At 35.4% G+C, this 18,122-nt stretch carries 20 protein-coding genes and 1 other annotated feature; of the genes, 9 read left to right on the forward strand and 11 right to left on the reverse strand.

The features are described from left to right. Positions 1-861: Gly-Xaa-Xaa repeat protein (locus tag MKO96_RS07300; protein ID WP_240587117.1), on the forward strand; the 861-nt coding region annotated here is incomplete at its 5' end. A 195-nt stretch (positions 862-1,056) separates the two neighbouring features. After that, the gene (locus MKO96_RS07305) at positions 1,057-1,485 is read left to right on the forward strand and encodes a hypothetical protein (protein ID WP_098273433.1); all 429 of its coding nucleotides are present in this window, start codon (positions 1,057-1,059) and stop codon (positions 1,483-1,485) included. A 124-nt stretch (positions 1,486-1,609) separates the two neighbouring features. Here the strand turns inward: MKO96_RS07305 and MKO96_RS07310 are convergent, their stop codons facing one another. Continuing rightward, positions 1,610-3,652, reverse strand: a complete 2,043-nt coding sequence (locus MKO96_RS07310) for a transglycosylase domain-containing protein (RefSeq protein ID WP_240587118.1) — start codon at positions 3,650-3,652, stop codon at positions 1,610-1,612. A 312-nt stretch (positions 3,653-3,964) separates the two neighbouring features. On the opposite strand from MKO96_RS07310, the gene MKO96_RS07315 reads away from it, so the two are divergent. The 3 genes from MKO96_RS07315 (at position 3,965) to MKO96_RS07325 (ending at position 6,513) form a co-directional block, all read left to right on the forward strand. Beyond that, positions 3,965-4,585 (forward strand): DUF47 domain-containing protein, encoded by a 621-nt coding sequence (locus MKO96_RS07315; protein WP_000231452.1) that lies wholly within the window; start codon positions 3,965-3,967, stop codon positions 4,583-4,585. An 11-nt stretch (positions 4,586-4,596) separates the two neighbouring features. After that, positions 4,597-5,595, forward strand: a complete 999-nt coding sequence (locus MKO96_RS07320) for an inorganic phosphate transporter (RefSeq protein ID WP_240587119.1) — start codon at positions 4,597-4,599, stop codon at positions 5,593-5,595. Positions 5,596-5,712: 117 nt separating this feature from the next. Beyond that, entirely contained in the window at positions 5,713-6,513 is an 801-nt protein-coding gene (locus MKO96_RS07325) for a sulfite exporter TauE/SafE family protein (RefSeq protein WP_000455764.1), read from the forward strand. A 293-nt stretch (positions 6,514-6,806) separates the two neighbouring features. On the opposite strand, the gene MKO96_RS07330 is transcribed toward MKO96_RS07325, so the two are convergent. Continuing rightward, on the reverse strand, positions 6,807-7,034 hold the full coding sequence (locus MKO96_RS07330) for a hypothetical protein (RefSeq protein ID WP_000882907.1): 228 nt from the start codon (positions 7,032-7,034) through the stop codon (positions 6,807-6,809). A 170-nt stretch (positions 7,035-7,204) separates the two neighbouring features. Between MKO96_RS07330 and MKO96_RS07335 the strand changes: the two genes are divergently transcribed. Beyond that, entirely contained in the window at positions 7,205-7,717 is a 513-nt protein-coding gene (locus MKO96_RS07335) for a Crp/Fnr family transcriptional regulator (protein ID WP_240587120.1), read from the forward strand. A gap of 32 nt (positions 7,718-7,749) precedes the next feature. On the opposite strand, the gene hmpA is transcribed toward MKO96_RS07335, so the two are convergent. From hmpA to MKO96_RS07350, 3 genes are all read right to left on the reverse strand, one after another. Continuing rightward, complete coding sequence (hmpA, locus tag MKO96_RS07340) at positions 7,750-8,958, reverse strand: NO-inducible flavohemoprotein (RefSeq protein ID WP_240587121.1); 1,209 nt, start codon at positions 8,956-8,958, stop codon at positions 7,750-7,752. A 159-nt stretch (positions 8,959-9,117) separates the two neighbouring features. Continuing rightward, positions 9,118-9,636 (reverse strand): hypothetical protein, encoded by a 519-nt coding sequence (locus tag MKO96_RS07345; protein ID WP_240587122.1) that lies wholly within the window; start codon positions 9,634-9,636, stop codon positions 9,118-9,120. 114 nt (positions 9,637-9,750) lie between these two features. Next, positions 9,751-10,848, reverse strand: coding sequence for a site-2 protease family protein (locus MKO96_RS07350; RefSeq protein ID WP_240587123.1), 1,098 nt, complete (start codon positions 10,846-10,848; stop codon positions 9,751-9,753). Positions 10,849-10,995: 147 nt separating this feature from the next. Here MKO96_RS07350 and MKO96_RS07355 point away from each other — a divergent pair, with 147 nt between their 5' ends. Then, on the forward strand, positions 10,996-11,193 hold the full coding sequence (locus tag MKO96_RS07355) for a hypothetical protein (protein ID WP_001053356.1): 198 nt from the start codon (positions 10,996-10,998) through the stop codon (positions 11,191-11,193). A 100-nt stretch (positions 11,194-11,293) separates the two neighbouring features. Here MKO96_RS07355 and MKO96_RS07360 read toward each other — a convergent pair whose 3' ends face one another. Next, positions 11,294-12,145: a YhfM domain-containing protein gene (locus MKO96_RS07360; protein WP_240587124.1), complete on the reverse strand. Its 852-nt coding sequence runs from the start codon at positions 12,143-12,145 to the stop codon at positions 11,294-11,296. Between the two features lie 108 nt (positions 12,146-12,253). Here MKO96_RS07360 and MKO96_RS07365 point away from each other — a divergent pair, with 108 nt between their 5' ends. Further along, positions 12,254-13,030: a class I SAM-dependent methyltransferase gene (locus tag MKO96_RS07365; RefSeq protein WP_240587125.1), complete on the forward strand. Its 777-nt coding sequence runs from the start codon at positions 12,254-12,256 to the stop codon at positions 13,028-13,030. A gap of 39 nt (positions 13,031-13,069) precedes the next feature. Here MKO96_RS07365 and MKO96_RS07370 read toward each other — a convergent pair whose 3' ends face one another. Next, positions 13,070-13,279 carry a hypothetical protein gene (locus MKO96_RS07370; RefSeq protein WP_000880630.1) on the reverse strand — a complete coding sequence of 70 codons (210 nt, stop codon included), beginning with the start codon at positions 13,277-13,279 and terminating at the stop codon, positions 13,070-13,072. Positions 13,280-13,550: 271 nt separating this feature from the next. Then, positions 13,551-13,808 (forward strand) — a binding site (T-box leader). Positions 13,809-13,866: 58 nt separating this feature from the next. Between MKO96_RS07370 and brnQ3 the strand changes: the two genes are divergently transcribed. Continuing rightward, positions 13,867-15,222, forward strand: a complete 1,356-nt coding sequence (gene brnQ3, locus MKO96_RS07375; RefSeq protein WP_087979952.1) for a branched-chain amino acid transport system II carrier protein BrnQ3 — start codon at positions 13,867-13,869, stop codon at positions 15,220-15,222. A 23-nt stretch (positions 15,223-15,245) separates the two neighbouring features. Here the strand turns inward: brnQ3 and MKO96_RS07380 are convergent, their stop codons facing one another. Genes MKO96_RS07380 through liaF form a run of 4 tightly spaced genes read right to left on the reverse strand, consistent with a single transcriptional unit; the run spans position 15,246 to position 18,037 of the window. Then, positions 15,246-15,602, reverse strand: coding sequence for a DUF3992 domain-containing protein (locus MKO96_RS07380; RefSeq protein ID WP_240587126.1), 357 nt, complete (start codon positions 15,600-15,602; stop codon positions 15,246-15,248). 10 nt (positions 15,603-15,612) lie between these two features. After that, entirely contained in the window at positions 15,613-16,245 is a 633-nt protein-coding gene (locus MKO96_RS07385; RefSeq protein WP_000598709.1) for a response regulator, read from the reverse strand. Beyond that, positions 16,242-17,297: a sensor histidine kinase gene (locus MKO96_RS07390; RefSeq protein WP_240587127.1), complete on the reverse strand. Its 1,056-nt coding sequence runs from the start codon at positions 17,295-17,297 to the stop codon at positions 16,242-16,244. Before MKO96_RS07390 ends, MKO96_RS07385 begins: the two co-directional genes overlap by 4 nt. Next, positions 17,297-18,037, reverse strand: coding sequence for a cell wall-active antibiotics response protein LiaF (gene liaF / locus MKO96_RS07395; RefSeq protein WP_087979949.1), 741 nt, complete (start codon positions 18,035-18,037; stop codon positions 17,297-17,299). Before liaF ends, MKO96_RS07390 begins: the two co-directional genes overlap by 1 nt. Between the last annotated feature and the right edge of the window lie 85 nt (positions 18,038-18,122).

Here is an 18,122-nt window from a genome sequence, read left to right on the forward strand (position 1 = left end):
CCGGCGGGCGCTCAAGGTGCTACTGGTGCTCAAGGTCCGGCGGGCGCTCAAGGTGCTACTGGTGCGCAAGGTCCAGCCGGCGCTCAAGGTGCTACTGGTGCTCAAGGTCCAGCGGGTGCTCAAGGTGCTACTGGTGCGCAGGGTCCAGCTGGCGCTCAAGGTGCTACTGGCGCAACAGGACCAGCTGGCGCTCAAGGTGCTACTGGTACTCAAGGACCGGCGGGCGCTCAAGGTGCTACTGGTGCGCAAGGACCGGCGGGCGCTCAAGGTGCTACTGGTGCTCAAGGTCCGGCGGGCGCTCAAGGTGCTACTGGTGCGCAAGGTCCAGCGGGTGCTCAAGGTGCTACTGGTGCGCAAGGTCCAGCGGGTGCTCAAGGTGCTACTGGTGCGCAAGGTCCAGCAGGTGCTCAAGGTGCTACTGGTGCGCAAGGTGCTACTGGCGCAACAGGACCAGCGGGTACTCCAATTCCTGTAACTATCGCAGCAATCGGAAACTCCAATGCTCAAACAATATCACCTGGAATGAATATCCAATTTAATCAAGTTTTTGAAATAAATAATATCGATTTCAATGACACTACAGATACTCTAACAGTTTTAGAAACAGGCGTATATGATATTAGTTTCTCAGCGTCTACAACTTTCCCAGGATCTTCACCATTTGGATTCGGTATTTCATTCAATGGCCAACCACCTAATCGTAACTTCTCAACTAACGTTATCGGTAGTGCTGTTTCTTTCTCTACAATCGTCACTTTACAAGCTGGTACAACGATTGCTGTACAGCCTACAGCAAACACTATTTCTATTCCTAACACAGGCGATACAACTGCAACACTATCTGTATTCCGAATTTACTAATTTTCACTAAATAAGCATATTTATAATAATATGTATCGTTTAACCGTGCATTAAATCTCTCTTTATATAGAAAGGAGCACTTATTTGGGAGGATAAGTGCTCCTTCTTTACGTTTCTTTACCTCAAATTTACTCTATCTTAATCCTCATTTTGTATGATAAATAGTGAAGTCAAAGATATGAAAGAGGGATGAAAATGAGAGTTATGTCACTAATACGCATTTGGTTTGCTCTTATGATATGCATTATTTTATGTGTAGGATTTTTTTTAACTCTAAAATATTCCACTATATCAAAAGCAGAGAGAAAAACTGTTCCATACAAACTTTTGTATACAAAACAAAGCAACATCCCTTATTCCAATGCCACAAAGAATGAAAAAAAGGTTATAAAAGGAATGCTTATTACGAAAGCTTCTAGTTCCGAAGCGTTACTTCAAATTGCTGAAACGATTAAAGATCAGTATACAAATAAAGAAATCGATGAAATTACACTTTCTATCCACAATGAAAATAATGGTAATTTTGAAGAAGAATTACCTTACGAACCTATTAGTAAAGGGAAAATAATCGTCACATACGATTCCGAATCCTTTGGCAGTACGAACATTCTACTTAACGAGTAATATCATGTATCTCAATGGATAAGGATTAATAACTAGTAGGGATAGACAAAAATCTCCACCGATTAAAGTTTCATTTTGTTTTTCATACGAAAAAGAGGCGAATTTCGTTATTCGCCTCTTTCTTTTACCAAAATGAAGGAATCCATTCTTTCACTTTATCAATCCACTCTTGTTGCTCTTTTTTTCTTTGTTGTTCCTCTTCTTTCCTTTTCTTCTCTTCTTCTTTTCTTCGTTTTTCCTCTTCTATTGTATTCAATTGTTTTTTATAATCAGCCTCAGATATGAGCGATAACTGGAATGCTTTTTGAGCTGGATTGGCATTCGCTTTTTTCATAATATCCCGGAACATTGTCGTAGTAATTTGACTTCCCCCCGGAACATAATGATCACTATCTGTTTTATCATATCCTACCCAAATCGCACCTACTAAATCTGGTGTATATCCAACAAACCATGAATCCTTCGCGCCTGTGCTTGGTCCATTTACAATTTGAGTCGTTCCTGTCTTACCTGCCGTATCAACATTATTAACTTTCGCCTTTTCGCCCGTTCCCTTTTCGACAACACCTTTTAATAAATATGTCATCTTTTGAGCAATTTTCTCGCTCGTCACTCGTGTCTCTTTCTTATACCATTTTCCAATTGTTTCACCTTCAGCATTTTGTATCTCTCTAATCGCATGAGCTTCCACTTGGACACCGTCATTTGCAAATGTACTATACGCTTGAGCCATTACAAATGGAGATGTCCCCACATGCATACCGCCTAAAGCGATCGGATACGTACGATCTTCTGGCACTAATGGAATACCAAATCGCTCTAAAGATTTTAATCCTTTATCTAATCCAATTTGTTCTAAGAGCCAAACAGCCGAAACATTGTACGACTTTGCCACGGCTTCATACATTGTCACATCACCGTGAAAAGTATGATCACTATTTTGCGGTTTATATTCTTTAATATTAAATGGTTCATCTTTTAATATATCGTATACTTCATACCCTTGCTCTAACGCTGGTACATATACAGCCAGAGGCTTTAACGTTGAGCCAGGTTGTCTTTTTAATTGGGTTGCATGGTTAAACTGTAAAAACTGATACGGTCCTCTACCTCCAACTAAAGCTGGTACACCACCTGTTTTTGGATTCATAAGAACTACACCCGTTTGCATAAGCTGGTCTGAGCCATTATCTTTGAAATAACTCTCATTATTCACAACGTCTTCTACAGCCTGTTGTTTTTTCGGATCAAGCTCTGTATAAATACGATAACCACCTGCTAAAATTTCATTTTGTGTTAATTCGTACTTGTCCATTGCTTCTCGAACAATATAGTCTACATATTGAGAGTATTTTCCCTTGTATTTATCATCCACACCACGTTTTAACACAAGACCGCTCTCTTTTTCTTTATTATATTGTTCGTCAGAAATATATCCTTGCTCTTTCATTAAACTTAATACAACATTACGTCGTTCGATTGATTTATTAAAGTTTTTATATGGCGAATACGCAGACGGTGCTTTGATCAAGCCAGCAATCGTTGCAGCCTCTGAAATTGTTAAATCTTTTACATCTTTATCGAAATAAGACTTAGCTGCCCTTTTTATGCCCCAAGCACCTTCACCGAAATAAATTTGATTCATATACATTTCGATAATTTCATCTTTCGTATACGTACGTTCTATTTTTTTTGTTAAAAAATATTCCTTTATTTTACGCGAGAACGTACGGTCTTGTGTCAGAAATACATTTTTCGCAAGTTGTTGCGTAATTGTACTTCCCCCTGCTACAACTTCTCCTGCTGTAATATTTTTAAAAACTGCACTTATAATTCCACTATAGTAAATACCGTGATGGTTAAAAAACTCCTTATCTTCTACTGCAACAATTGCCTGAACCATAATGTCAGGAATATCTTTCCTTTTAACACCTTCTGTTTTAGAAGAAGCTAATTTTGTCGCAACTTCATTATTTGCATCATAAATTAAGGTCGGTTGCGGAACAGCTTGTTTTAATTCAGATATGTCTTGAATGGAAATTATTATATTTATAGCAATAAATAGAGTAGCGAGTAAACTCCCTAATACAATTAATGAATTACGAAGTTTCTTCCTCTTGTTGAACCACTCCTGCATTTTTTTCAAGTGAGTGTTCTTCAATTTCATTCGTTCACTTCCTTCGTTTGTTTACACTCTTCTTTTCAAAAGGAAGAATATACCTCCTTTTAAATTTATTATAATAACGTAGTCGTTCCTATAGTGTAAAGCTTTTCTTTCACATTCATACTTTTTGCAAGAAAAGGACATTCTACAAGTAAGATATTCACTATTGATTATTAATATTATTAATACAACAATGAGAGTTATGTTAAGTTTTTGTAAACTTTTCGATAAAATGTTTTAAAAAACGACAGTTTTTTGTTAGAATTGACTAGCCAATATATTTTACATATATTACTTTTGTGGGGGTAACTAATAATGGTATTTAAATCAAAAAAAGATAAATTTTCTGAAATGTTAATGAATGTTTCCGAAAATTTAAAAGAAGGCGCGCAGTTTTTCGTGGAGTATAAAATTAAAAATGCTAGCGATTTAAAAGAGTTTTCTATGCGCATGAAAGAGTATGAGTCAAAAGGTGACACATTTATTCACGAAATCATTATGGAGCTAAACAAAGCGTTTATTACTCCAATTGAACGTGAGGACATCCTACAACTTGCAATGAGTATGGATGATGTATTAGACGGATTAGATCATAGTGCTGGTCTATTCGAAATGTATTCTATTACAGAAGCTGATGAATACATGATTAAATTCGTTGAAGCAATTAATCAATGTGCGATTGAGATTGCAAATTCTGTTGAACTACTGTCTAAAAAGAAGTTAGTCGACATTCGTACGAACGCGATTAAGATTAAGGATTACGAATCACAATGTGATGATATTCGCCGTCATGCGATTAAGCACTTATTCTCTCGTGAGAAAGATCCGATTAAGATTATTCAATACAAAGAGATTTACGAAGAGCTTGAAGAAGTAGCGGATAGCTGCCAAAGCGTTGCAAACGTATTAGAAACAATTATTATGAAGAACGCGTAAGGAGTTTGATCATGGATACACTCTTGATACTGACCGTTTTAGTAGTCATTTGCGCTTTAGCTTTTGACTTTATCAATGGATTTCACGATACAGCAAACGCTATTGCAACGGCTGTTTCAACGAAAGCTCTAAAGCCTAGACATGCAATTATTATGGCAGCTATTATGAACTTTTTAGGTGCGATGACATTTACAGGTGTAGCAAAAACGATTACAAAAGATATCGTTGATCCATTTGCTTTGCAAAATGGTTCTCTTGTAATTTTAGCTGCTTTGCTTGCGGCAATAGCTTGGAATTTAATTACTTGGTACTACGGTATTCCAAGTAGTTCTTCGCATGCAATTATCGGCTCAATCGCAGGTGCAGCTATCGCTGCTGCCGGTATTAGCTCATTAAATCTTAAAGGGTTCATAAAAATTCTTGAAGCTTTAATCATTTCACCGATTATCGCTTTTGTTATTGGTTATATCGTATACAGTATTTTTAAAGTGGTCTTTAAAAACTTTAATTTAACGAAAACGAACAAAAACTTCCGTATATTCCAGATCTTCACTGCAGCATTACAAGCTTATACACATGGTACGAATGATGCACAAAAAGCAATGGGAATCATTACGATGGCTCTTATGGCCAATAACTATCATACTTCTGACGACATCCCGTTCTGGGTACAATTATGTTGTGCAATCGCAATGGGGCTTGGTACTTCTGTCGGCGGATGGAAAATTATTAAAACTGTCGGTGGACAAATTATGAAAATTCGTCCTGTAAATGGTGTAGCTGCTGATTTATCATCATCACTTGTTATTTTCGGCGCAACATTCATTCACTTACCGGTTAGTACAACGCACGTTATCTCTTCTTCTATTTTAGGGGTTGGTGCTTCACATCGTGTGAAAGGTGTAAAATGGGGAACTGCAAAACGTATGTTAATTACATGGGTTATTACACTTCCTATTTCAGCTTCGTTAGCTGCATTATTTTACGCTATATTACACTTAATCTTTTAATTAAAAGTCGTCTTCCTTATTTTTCTAGGAAGACGACTTTTTTGTGAACAAACCTTTTTCTTATTAAAAAGCGTGTATAATAATTGGTGGATAAGTTATATAGAGGAGTTGGAAATTTTGGAATACATCATGTTACTTTTCATCGGGTTAATCGCCGGGACAGTCGGGAGTCTAGTCGGGCTTGGTGGCGGAATTATTATTGTTCCGTTATTAATCGGATTACACAGTCTATCACCACAACTTGCAGTAGGAACTTCAATGGTAACAGTCGTTTTTACCGGACTATCTTCCACCCTTACTTATATGAAGCATAAACGAGTAGATTACAAAAGTGGACTTATTTTATTTATCGGGAGTGGCCCTGGTGGTATCATCGGCTCGTGGGCAAACAAATTTTTAAACCAAGATACATTTTCTTTATATTTTGGGATTTTCCTTATTTTTGTCTCCATTCTTCTTATGTTACGAGACAAATTAAACCCCCTTTCTTTATCAAATATGACGGTAATTAAGCGTTCTTTTACAGATAACGAAGGAAACACTGTACACTATCAATTCCCACCGCTTCTCGCTATCTTTATCGCCTTTATAGTTGGTTTTATATCTGGGTTATTTGGAATTGGCGGCGGTGCCTTACTTGTTCCAGCAATGATGCTACTTTTTGCATTCCCAGCACATATTGCTGTAGCAACTTCGATGTTTATCGTATTTTTATCAGCAATTGTAAGTTCTGCAACTCACATCTCCCTTGGAAATGTCAGCTGGGTTTACGCATTAATTCTTATTCCTGGTGCATGGATTGGCGGAAAAATCGGGGCTTATATTAATACAAAATTAAGTGGTAATGCCGTAATTAATTTATTACGTATCACATTAATTATTCTCGGAACTAGATTAATCATCACTTCTTTTTTATAACGCGTTCTTTTTAGAATGCGTTTTTCTTATACACATGAATATAAAAATCCTCCTAAGAGAACAAATAAAATTAAACAAACACATAATAACATATAATTGGAAATATGTACTTTCTTCAAGTTGACCACTCCTATAACTGCGACTGTTATCTTTATGATAGCGAAAAAATAATTCACTTGCAGTTACAAAGTGCTAACAATGCAAAATCATTTATTACAAATTTTATCCTTATATTTCATTTCTTTGTATATTCTATCGTTTTAATAAAAAAAGATGTCATATTGACATCTTTTTTAGTGAAGAAGTGACCATCCCATAAAATCCTCATGTACTTGGCACGCCCTCTTATCGTTTCGATCATATAATTCAGCATAACTATCTGTTTCTTCATCATAAGCCATCGTATAAATAATTTGGCCGTCTACTTCAACGGATAACACGACTCCACCTTTCATCTCTTCTACATGAATGATAGCATTCGCCGGAATTCTCATATCCGTCATTTTTATCGCATCTAACAATATACTAAACCCCCTACAGCGTATTCATTGCTAGTACTATTACACACTAAATAGTATACTACTGTAATAGCATATATTTCGTCAATGAAATTGCTGTTTAAATAGCATATTGTCTTTATACATATACGCTAAAATAGAAGAAATAGAAATGTTTAAATGGGGGGCTAACATTGATTCTACACAAAGGAGATGTACTATTCCGTCAAGGCGAGGACGGTCCTTTATATTTTATAAAAACAGGTTTATTAAAAGTAGTACGGATAGAAGAAGATGGAACACCATTTCTATTCAACATTATCGTTCCAGATGAAACGATACCTCACCATTCTTTAATTTCACCGAAGGAATATCACGGTACAGCAATCGCTTTAATGAAAACAGAAGTTGAACCTATAATTAGTAATGAATGGTACGATCAACTTCAGGCAAATCCTGCATCATATGCAAATATTGCTATGCAACTACAATCAAAATTAAGAATGATGCAACAGCGTATCGATCAATTGACAACCGTCTCTCCGAAAGAACGTCTACATCGTTTACAAGAATGGTTCACACTATATTTAGGTGACATTCCTATATATGAAATATTAACACAAACTGAAATCGGTCAACTCATAGGTATACGCCGCGAAACGGTAAATCGGCTGTTACGAGAACAAATAAAAAACGAGGTAAAATAATACCTCGTTTTTTTACTTATTTCAAACCTCATCTATTGTAAGCTTGCTACTGGACCGAAAAATTCATAATGAATATGCTCTTGTTTCACACCTAAATTAGTTAGTGCAGCATTTATATGCTTCATAAATGGTACGGGACCACAGAAATAAAATTCTGCTTCAGTTGTCGGAATAATAGTTTGTAACCATTCAGCTTCAATGAAACCTTCTTTATCAAAGCTCTTCATTTCCAAATCTTTTTCAGTTGGTGCAGAATAACAAGTGTATGCTTTAACTTGTTCGTATTCATTATCTACTGCCTCAACGTGTTCTTTCATTGCATGTGTATTACTATTTATCGCTGCATGAATAAAACATACATTACGTTTTGAGTTTTGTTCAATTAACGTATTTAGCATACTCATCATTGGTGTAATACCTACTCCACCACTAATTAGCACAACTGGTAATGTTGAATCCATATTTAATACGAAATCTCCCGCTGGTGCACTTACTGGTAACATATCCCCTTCTTCTACATGATCGTGTAAGTAGTTAGATACTTTACCGTCCGGTGTATCTACACCTTTTTCTTTCTTTACACTAATACGATAATATTCTTTTCCAGGAGCATCTGATAAACTATATTGACGATTATGTGTATACGTTTCACCTTCTATGTTTATTTGAATCGTTACATATTGTCCTGGGATGAATGAAGAAACTTGCCCTACATCTTCAGGTTTTAAATAAAATGATGTAATAACGTCACTTTCCTTCACTTTTTTAACAACCACAAAGTTACGGAAATCTTTCCATCCACCTTCTTTATGTGCCGCTTCTTCATACATCTCTGCTTCAATGCTAATGAATGCATCAGCAATGACACCATAAGCTTCTCCCCATGCATTTAAAACTTCATCAGGTGCACCTGCAACCTCTTTAATTGCACGTAGTAAACATGTACCTACAATTGGGTAATGCTCTGCTTTAATACCTAAACTTCTATGCTTATGACCAATTTGTTTTACAACTGGAATAATAGCTTCTAAATTATCAATATACGTTGCAGCTGCATAAACAGCATTCGCTAGCGCTTGTTGTTGTCTTCCCTTTTTCTGATTTGTATGGTTGAAAATATTCAATAACTCCGGATGTTCTGAAAATAAAATTTGATAAAATCTCGTTGTAATTTCAACGCCTTTTTCTTGTAATAATGGTACTGTTGACTTTACGATTTCAATTGTTTTTGCACTTAACATTGTATCCCACTCCTCTATTTCCTTAACTGTTTTTAGTTTAACTGAATCGTATAGTACATATTGTGATTTTAATCACTATTAACACGGTGTTTTTGTGAATAATATATGAACATTGCACTTACAAAAGAAAATAAGCCAACTAGAATTCTAGCTAGCTTATTATTTGGACTGTATAGCTTGTTCAATTACCCTTATATCTTTCCCATCTCCAAACTCTGTATACCCCCAGATGTTCGTTTCACCTCTATATTTATTTACAATAATATCTAAGTCATGGTATATACGATGTGCATAAACTACATACTCAATATTTTGAAGTTCCACACCTTTTTTTACAATTTCATAGCTTCTATTTACATCACGTTTTATTTTTTCATTCTTTATTTCTGTATGTATATTTTTTAAAGACGATTCTTGTTGTTGAAACCATTGTTTAAATTGGTTCCAGTCCCCTTCTGTATAATTCCCTGCTTTACCGTAATTTAAGAAATTATTATAACTTTCGTGCGTCATACGAATAAAATCTAGCACTTTTGTCTCTTCTTGCACATCTTCTATTTGAGCTATTGTACTTACCTCAGCAGGCTTATTCGCATAATGTAATAGCAATTTCATAAGACTATAGCTCGCAATGATCATTACGATAATAATCCCGAATACAATTAACAATTTCTTCATATACAGAACTCCTTCTCTACTAAAGATATTACAATGTATGACTATACTTGTAACATTCTCTCGTAGAAATATAATTCCTGTATAAATTCTTCCTATCATTTCGACAATATTTTTCTATACATTTCTCGTTGGTAAATGTTCTTGTAAAACAATATACCCTTCATAAGCTGTGTAACCGAGTATAGCCATTAATCCGATATAACAAGCAAAGACTGTCCATTTCGTTTTCATATCAACTTTATAATAGTTTTCCTGTTGTCTCTTTTCTGTCTCCCATTCCTGTAATTTTTTTTCTGACATTTCAAACGCTTCTCTTATATGAATTGTATGCGTTTCTTTTTCATCTTCATATGGAACGTAATCAAGCGGCTCAAATTTTGGTAAAAGATGCTCTAACACTTCAATCTTTTGAAGTTCTCCTACTTTTAATTCTTTCTCTCTTTCTTTTTGCCTTAATATATTTATTTCATGTTGCATCATATATATATTTCGATGCACCGCACCTGTTTCTTTTAACTCCTCTTCAAGTCTTGCAACATATTCTTTCATTCCATCAATTCTATATCCTAATTCCTTAATTGGCTCATCTCTCTTTATTACTCTATATAATTCCATACAGCCGATAATAAAAATAAATCCTCCCAAAATACTTTTAAAGTAAATGGCATAACCGAGCAATACAATAAGGCCCGCTCCCCAAATCTTCGTACTTACAACTGAGATAATTCGTCCACCATCTAATGGAGAAACCGGAATCAAGTTAAAGAAGTTAATCATACTTCCAAGTAAAATAATTAATGCCCAAAATGGCTCTTTCGTTATTATATAAAGTGGAATCGCAGGTAAAAATGACAACAATCCGAAAAGAGGTCCCATGAAGGCAATGTAAGCTTCATCTTTTGCATTTTTTGGCATCTCTTTCATCCCAATAAGAGCGCCCATAAATGGAATAAATATTGCTGGCGATGTTGGTATCCCCTTTCTTTTCGCAGCCCATAAATGGCCCATTTCATGAATAAACAATAAATAAATGAGCGCTACCCCAAATTTCCAACCATATATAACTGCGTATGCACCAAGTGATAGAAACATACTAAATACCGTTGAAAACTTTGCTAATTTAAAAATTGCAAATACCCACTTTAACTTAGAAAGTAAAAATAAACCTATGGCAACTATAATTCCCCATAATCCTTTTTTATTTTTTTTCATATTCCTCTCCTTTATCTCTCATTAATGAGTCATGTTCATGAAAGCTTGTTCTTTTCTCTATTATGACATATTTTTTTCTATCGTTAGAAATAATGTTTATTTAATCCATTTTTAGCCAAAAATATAAATAAAAGGAGGTGTTTGCAAATGAATTTACAATCTCTCATAATAGGCGCTCTATCGTTTTTAGCTTCAACTCTTATTTTCTATACCGTTAGTTACGTATTATTATTAGATTTGTTGCCCAATCACGTATTTATTGCCCTTGTCATCCTTTCCGCTCTTATGATTTCTTTTCTTATTACACGAAAATCAATGAATGAGCCATCTGCAAAAGCAAAGTAATAGAGAGGGGGATTTTCCCCCTCTCTATTATCATTTTCTAGGAAAGGCCATATAAACTTTACATTCATTCCGATTCGTAAGGACTAATTAAAGTTTCACTTTATCTTTGTAAATTCATTTTTTCACCATACTCTTTAACAATTTGAATGATATTTTGAAAAACACCTATTTTTTCTTTTTTATTATTTAATATTTTCAAATCATAATTTTCATAATATGTCTCTAATGACTTTAATTGTGATTCTGAAGCATCTTTTACCTGCACAGTAGCCTGTAATTCATACTGTTTATACCCTTCCTTTACCTTTTCACCTGAAATTTTTTCACTTTCTTTTGCTCCAATTAATTTTTGAACTTTTTCTGGGAAAACGACTTGTAAATAATATTCTTGTTCCTTCTCTAACTTGTTGTATAATGATTGTGAAATCGTATACCGCACCATATAATTCACTTTTTGATCGCCTGCTTTAATATGAAACGCAGTAATCTGCAAATCTTTTTTTGTTACTTCCGTTAAAGGACCTACCTGCATCTCATCTTCTTTTTGTTCTGAAAAATTTGGAAATATAGCCAAAAGCTTTTCCGTATCTTGTTTATTCAGCATATACATAGCTTTCTTATATTGTACCCATCCTCGTCTGTCTTCTCCCCTTAGCCATGCATAATATGTTTCTTTTTTTCCATCCCTATTAATTTGTATTTCATATTCCGGTTCACCAAAACTACCTGTTACTTCTTGTTTTTCCGCTTTATCTATAATGTCTATTACTAACTTAGCTTCTGATTCCTGTAACTTTTTCTCTTTATGTTTTTCTTGTATAACGGTTACCCCTACTGTTTCTTTCACTTCATTCACCGCCTCTTCCACTTTTTTTGTTTCTTTTTTTTGCTCTACTTGACCACAAGATGCTAGTAACATAGCAAATAACAACAATACATATTTCCTTTTCAACTTAATCCTCCTTTTACAATAAGAAATTCTTATACTCTTCATATAAAAAACAAAAACGTGACACACTATAAAATACGCTATACTAAGTATTGAAAGGAGGTCTTTTTCATGTCCATTAATTTTCACGATGCAAATAATAAATACACATACGCACAGCGAAACGCCCATATTTCTTGGGGAGAAATGATAAAAAGTATTACAAATATACAAAACAAGCAAATAATTGATATCGGCTGTGGTGGCGGGATTTATACGAAAGAACTTGCTCTTATGGGGGCCAAAAATATCATTGGACTTGATTTTTCAAAAGAAATATTACAAGCTGCAAAAGAAAATTGTAACGGATTTCCAAATATTTCATTCATTCACGGTGATGCACATAGCGTCCCATATCCTAATGATACATTTGACATTGTTATTTCGCGCGCAGTGATTCATCATTTACAAGACATTCCTACATTTCTACGTGAAGCTTCTCGTATATTAAAGAAAAACGGTGTACTTATTGTACAAGACCGAACTATTGAAGATTGTACAATTCCTGGAAGCCCCGAACACATTCGTGGATATTTTTTCTCTACCTTTCCAAAACTCATTGAAATAGAATCAAAAAGGCGGCCAAAAACCACCACGATACAGCAAGAATTACAAAAACATTTTCTTCATGTGTTCCCCTCTCAAACCCAATGGGAAGTACGAAAAATACATGATTCTGTAGAAGCATTGCTACAAGATTTATCGCCTCGAACAGGTCGATCCATTCTATATGAATTAACAGATCATGAACTTTCTCAACTTCTACAACAGGTCCAGACCGCATTACAAAGCATCTCTCCTATTATCGAAAGAGATCGGTGGACAATTTGGAGCGCCATGAAATTGTAAGGAAGGAAGCCTCACAACATAATGTGAGGCTTCCTTCTTTCATAATCTAATTTTGCAACACTCTTGATATCCTCCACTTCTGGCCTGTGCACTTCCACACTTCGGACATACTAAATATCTAGACTGATTTGTCAACAAACTACCTTTTTGAAAGAGTAAAACTTCTGCTTGTTTAAACGAACGCGAATAATATAACCACATAAAACCAATTATAGCAATAATGCCAAATAATACTCCCATCGCAAGCATTCCAGTCACCTCTTTTGGTTTGTTCTTTCCAGCAAGTGGATTGTTGTATTATTCTCTGTAAATTCAAACAATACCTTCTTTACTCCTATAAATATCAACTTTCTCTATAAGTTTTACAATTCTCTACAAATTTTTACTCCCGTTTTACAATTCACCATTCCCTTTACAACAACGAATATCACATTAGATATTTCCATATATAAATATAACTTTCAAAAAAATGTTGACTTTCAAAAAAAAACATGTGACAATACTGTCAGAATACTTGAATAAAAATTCATTGACGAGAACGAGTACGTTATAGGACTGTCCCCAGAGAGTTGGCGATTTGCTGAAAGCCAACGTTCAGTGCGTAGCCGAAAATCATCTCCGAGAAGTAGAACCGAATGTTACAGTAAGTTCTTACCGGCTGTCCCCCGTTACAAGGAACACGTATCATGTTGTACGTTGCAAAGCCGTATACATATAGATTTATTTCTATATGTATAAATTAGGGTGGTATCGCGGGTAAATATAACTCGTCCCTTTCTTTAGGGACGGGTTTTTTGTGTTCTTACAATGAATTTACAAAAAAAGGAGGAAAAACAATGAACACTGTATCAAAAAAACATGTTTTTTTCACAGGACTTATGCTATTTTCTTTATTTTTTGGGGCAGGAAATTTAATTTTCCCTCCAATGCTTGGACAAAATGCTGGTGAAAACTTTTGGCCAGCGATGATCGGCTTTTTACTAACAGGAGTTGGTTTACCGTTACTTACTGTTATCGCTATTTCCTTATCAGGAAATGGAATGCAGCAACTTGCAAGTCATGTTCACCCATTATTCGGAATTTTCTTTACGGTAGTTGTATACATTGCAATTGGTCCATCTATGGGCATTCCACGTGTTGCTAATGTCGCTTATGAAATGGGGGTTAGTTCTTTCTTACCAGAAACTATTCGCTCTAGCAACCTAGTGCTATTTTTATACACAGTCATCTTCTTTTCTATCGTATTTTGGCTTAGTTTAAACCCTTCTAAGCTCGTCGATCGTATCGGAAGTGTATTAACACCTATTTTATTACTCTCTATTTTTTTATTATTCGTTAAAAGTGTATTTACACCCCTCGGACAATCTGGACCAGCAATGCAAGAGTATCAAACTTCTCCAATCTTCAAAGGCTTTATGGAAGGATACTTAACGATGGATACCATTTCTGCGCTTGCATTTGGAATTATCGTTGTAAATGCCATTCGTTCTAAAGGTGTGAGTGATCGTAAAGCAATTGCCATCGCTACAGCGAAAGCAGGACTTATTGCCGCTACTGGTCTCGTACTTGTATATGGTGCACTTGGCTGGCTCGGTACAACCAGTGTCTCTCTTGGATACGCAAAAAATGGAGGACAGCTACTTACCGTTATCGTACAACAATTATTCGGTCCATATGGTCTAATTCTTTTATCTCTTATCGTTACACTTGCTTGCTTAACAACATGCGTTGGACTTGTATCTGCGTGCAGTCAATATTTCTCAACATTATTTACAAAATTTTCATACAAAACGTTAGCAAGTGTCATTTGCTTGTTAGGATTATTAGTTGCCAACTTAGGTTTAACAAAAATCATCGCCATCTCTGTTCCTATTTTACTTGTTGTATATCCAGTTGCAATTGTACTCGTATTATTATCATTACTTCATAAATATTTCGGTGGCTATCGATCTGTTTATGTATGTGCTTTAATCGGAACAGCAGTTGTTAGCGTTTTTGACGGATTAAAACAAGGGAATATTCCTGTTTCATTTATCACATCTTATTTTGAGTTTATTCCATTATATAATGAAGGAATTGGCTGGTTAGTACCAGCGTTAGTTGGGGCTATTATCGGTTTTGCTATCGCAAAATTAAGTGGTGCAAAAACAGTACCATTAACGGAGCATTCACCTGAATCGAAAGCATCATAAAAAACTCCCATTTCGGGAGTTTTTTACATTTGATAAGAAGTATGATTAAAGCTACTTACTTTATAAGCTTTCGTATAGTAATCAATATTCGTATCCACCGTTTCTACTTTTACAACATCATAGCAATCTTCTTGCTTTACTAGAAATAAATAACGTTCTTCTGTTGCCTCAATAATTGCGATACGATCTGTTTCAATATCATATTGTTCACAAAGTGCTTGCAACGCATTCACATAGTTACCTAATTTTTTCGTTTCATCCATTCCAAATATTGTTTGAACTAACATACACTCTCTCCCCTTTGTATGTACTGTTAACACTATAATGTTAACGCTTACAAAGTTTGCCGTCAACAAAAAGCTTTGACCATATATAGTCAAAGCCTCCTTCTTATTTCGTCAATTGATGTCTAAATGCATAAATAACCGCCTGTGTCCGGTCACTGACATTTAGCTTATTTAATATATTACTCACATGTGTCTTTACTGTTTTGAGGGCAATAAACAATTCATCTGCAATCTCTTGATTACTTTTCCCCTCTGCAATTAATAACAAAATTTCAGACTCTCTTTCTGTTAACTCCTCATGCAAAGGTTGTTCTTTCTTCTGACGCATACGAGACATCATTTTACCAGTAACTTTTGGCTCTAATACCGTTTCTCCATCATAAGTAGCTCGTACAGCGTCCGCTATATCACTCGCTCTTGATGTTTTTAATAAATAACTGGTCGCCCCAGCCTCAATAACAGGGTACAATTTCTCATCATCTAAAAAGCTCGTTACAACTACAATTTTCGCTTCTGGCCATTCCTGAATAATAGCACGTGTTGCTTCAACCCCATCCATCTCATCCATGACAAGGTCCATCAAAATAATATCTGGTCTTAATTGCAGTGCTAACTCTGAACCTTTTCTTCCATTTTCAGCTTCTCCAACTACTTCAATATCTGGTTGCGTTGATAAATATGCTGATACACCCATTCGAACCATTTCATGATCATCCACTAGTAATACCTTTATCATAACTCTCCCCCTCTCTCAATCATAATCGGTACTTTCACTTCTATTTGTGTACCTTTATTTGGAAAACTAAGCACTTTTAATGTACCACCAATTTCATGAACTCGCTCTTGCATTGATCTTAAACCATACGAACCAGCCTTATTGACCCCTACTTTAAAACCGACACCATCATCAATAATTTTCAATATTGCATATTGCTCAATTTTGCGTAGACGTACTTCCGTTTTCTTTGCCTTCGCATGTCGTAAAGTATTAGACAGCGCCTCTTGTACAATACGGAATAAATGATCTTCTACACCTTTTTTCAATTCTATTGGCTCAATTAACCATTCAATTTTCATATGTTGCTTTCTAGACAGTTCTGTTAATAATTCTTCTATACCCTCAGTTAGTTTCTTACCTTCTAACTGCACTGGGCGTAAATGAAGAAGCAATGCTCTCATTTCTGACTGTGCATTTACAACCATATTTTCAACGAGATGTAACTGCTTTTTCGTCGTTTCTGGAATTTCAGCTACTTGCTCATTAATAGCCGACATCATCATCGACATTGCAAAAAGCTGCTGACTTACAGAATCATGCAGCTCCCTCGCCAATCGGTGCCTTTCCTGGGATATCGCTTCTTGTCTCATCTCTTCATTCCAATGAGCTCGTTCATTCGTTACTTTTTGAAAGAGTCCAGCTTGCTCCTCTAATCGACGAGCAAGACCGATTACTTTTCGTTCTACTTCATGAAATTCATCATCTGCAGTAAACGAAACATCGCTCGGAAAATTCCCTCGCTCCACTTCAAATAGAAAAGTATTTAATCCTTGTATACGCTGCTCTATATAGTAACCGATTGCATATCCTACAATTCCCCCGATAAGTAAACTTGTAGTCATAATAAACAAGCCAATTGGAACAGAAGCGATGGATTCCTTCCATAATAAATCATACACTTGTTGCTCGCTTTTCCATACATATACAATTGTACAAATAAGTGCGATACTAACAGAGGACAACATAGAATAACGAATATACATCCATGAAATGTTTTTTTGTTTTTTCATTATACTTTCCTCACTTCCGTATCGCCTACGACAAGCGAAGAAATAATTTTAATACGACGAGGAGCCTCTCTATACTGCTCTGTTCTAAATGTAACATTGCGGTTAAATCCTGTTTCTTCATGACCTGGCAGAAGCACACGTCCGACAATAACAGAATGATTTAAAGACAGTTCAATATCATATGGCACATATAAACGAATATTACCAACTACACCTCGAATAACAATTACCGTTTCTCCCTCTGGAATCATCGCGGTTGTTAAATCAATCTCGACATCACAAGCACCATATTGGACGTTAATATCCTCAAGTTCATAAATATGATCCATCATTCGTACATTACCTACGAACATATTTTTTATATACGGTTCTGTACGATATATTTGTTTTTCTTCATCTATATATCCCTTTTCTTTAATTTCAACTTTCATTGCTTTTTGCTGATGTCCTTGTTGAATCAGTTGATAACCAATTAAAGCTAAACAAGCAAATACGACAAGAACAAATGCTGCTGATGAAAATAAGAAGAATAAAAATACGATACCACCAACAAATAAAAATACATTTCCCCGTACATAACGATTCTTCTTGCGATAATGCCTTCCAAACATAAGCATAATAAATGCAAAAATGAGACCACCTGGTTCAAAATGTCCAAGTATCATATCAAGAAAAAGACCGAATCCAAATATGATGAGGAGCATCCCCATTAATTGTGTTTTTGAAAAATGCTTCTTCATTTCAGCTCCCCCCTCCTTGTCACATATACATAGAAGAAAAGGCATTGCTTTCCAACACCTTTTCTCCTATCACTATATCATAAGC

Source organism: Bacillus sp. ES1-5, assembly GCF_022487605.1.
Lineage (GTDB): Bacteria > Bacillota > Bacilli > Bacillales > Bacillaceae_G > Bacillus_A > Bacillus_A wiedmannii.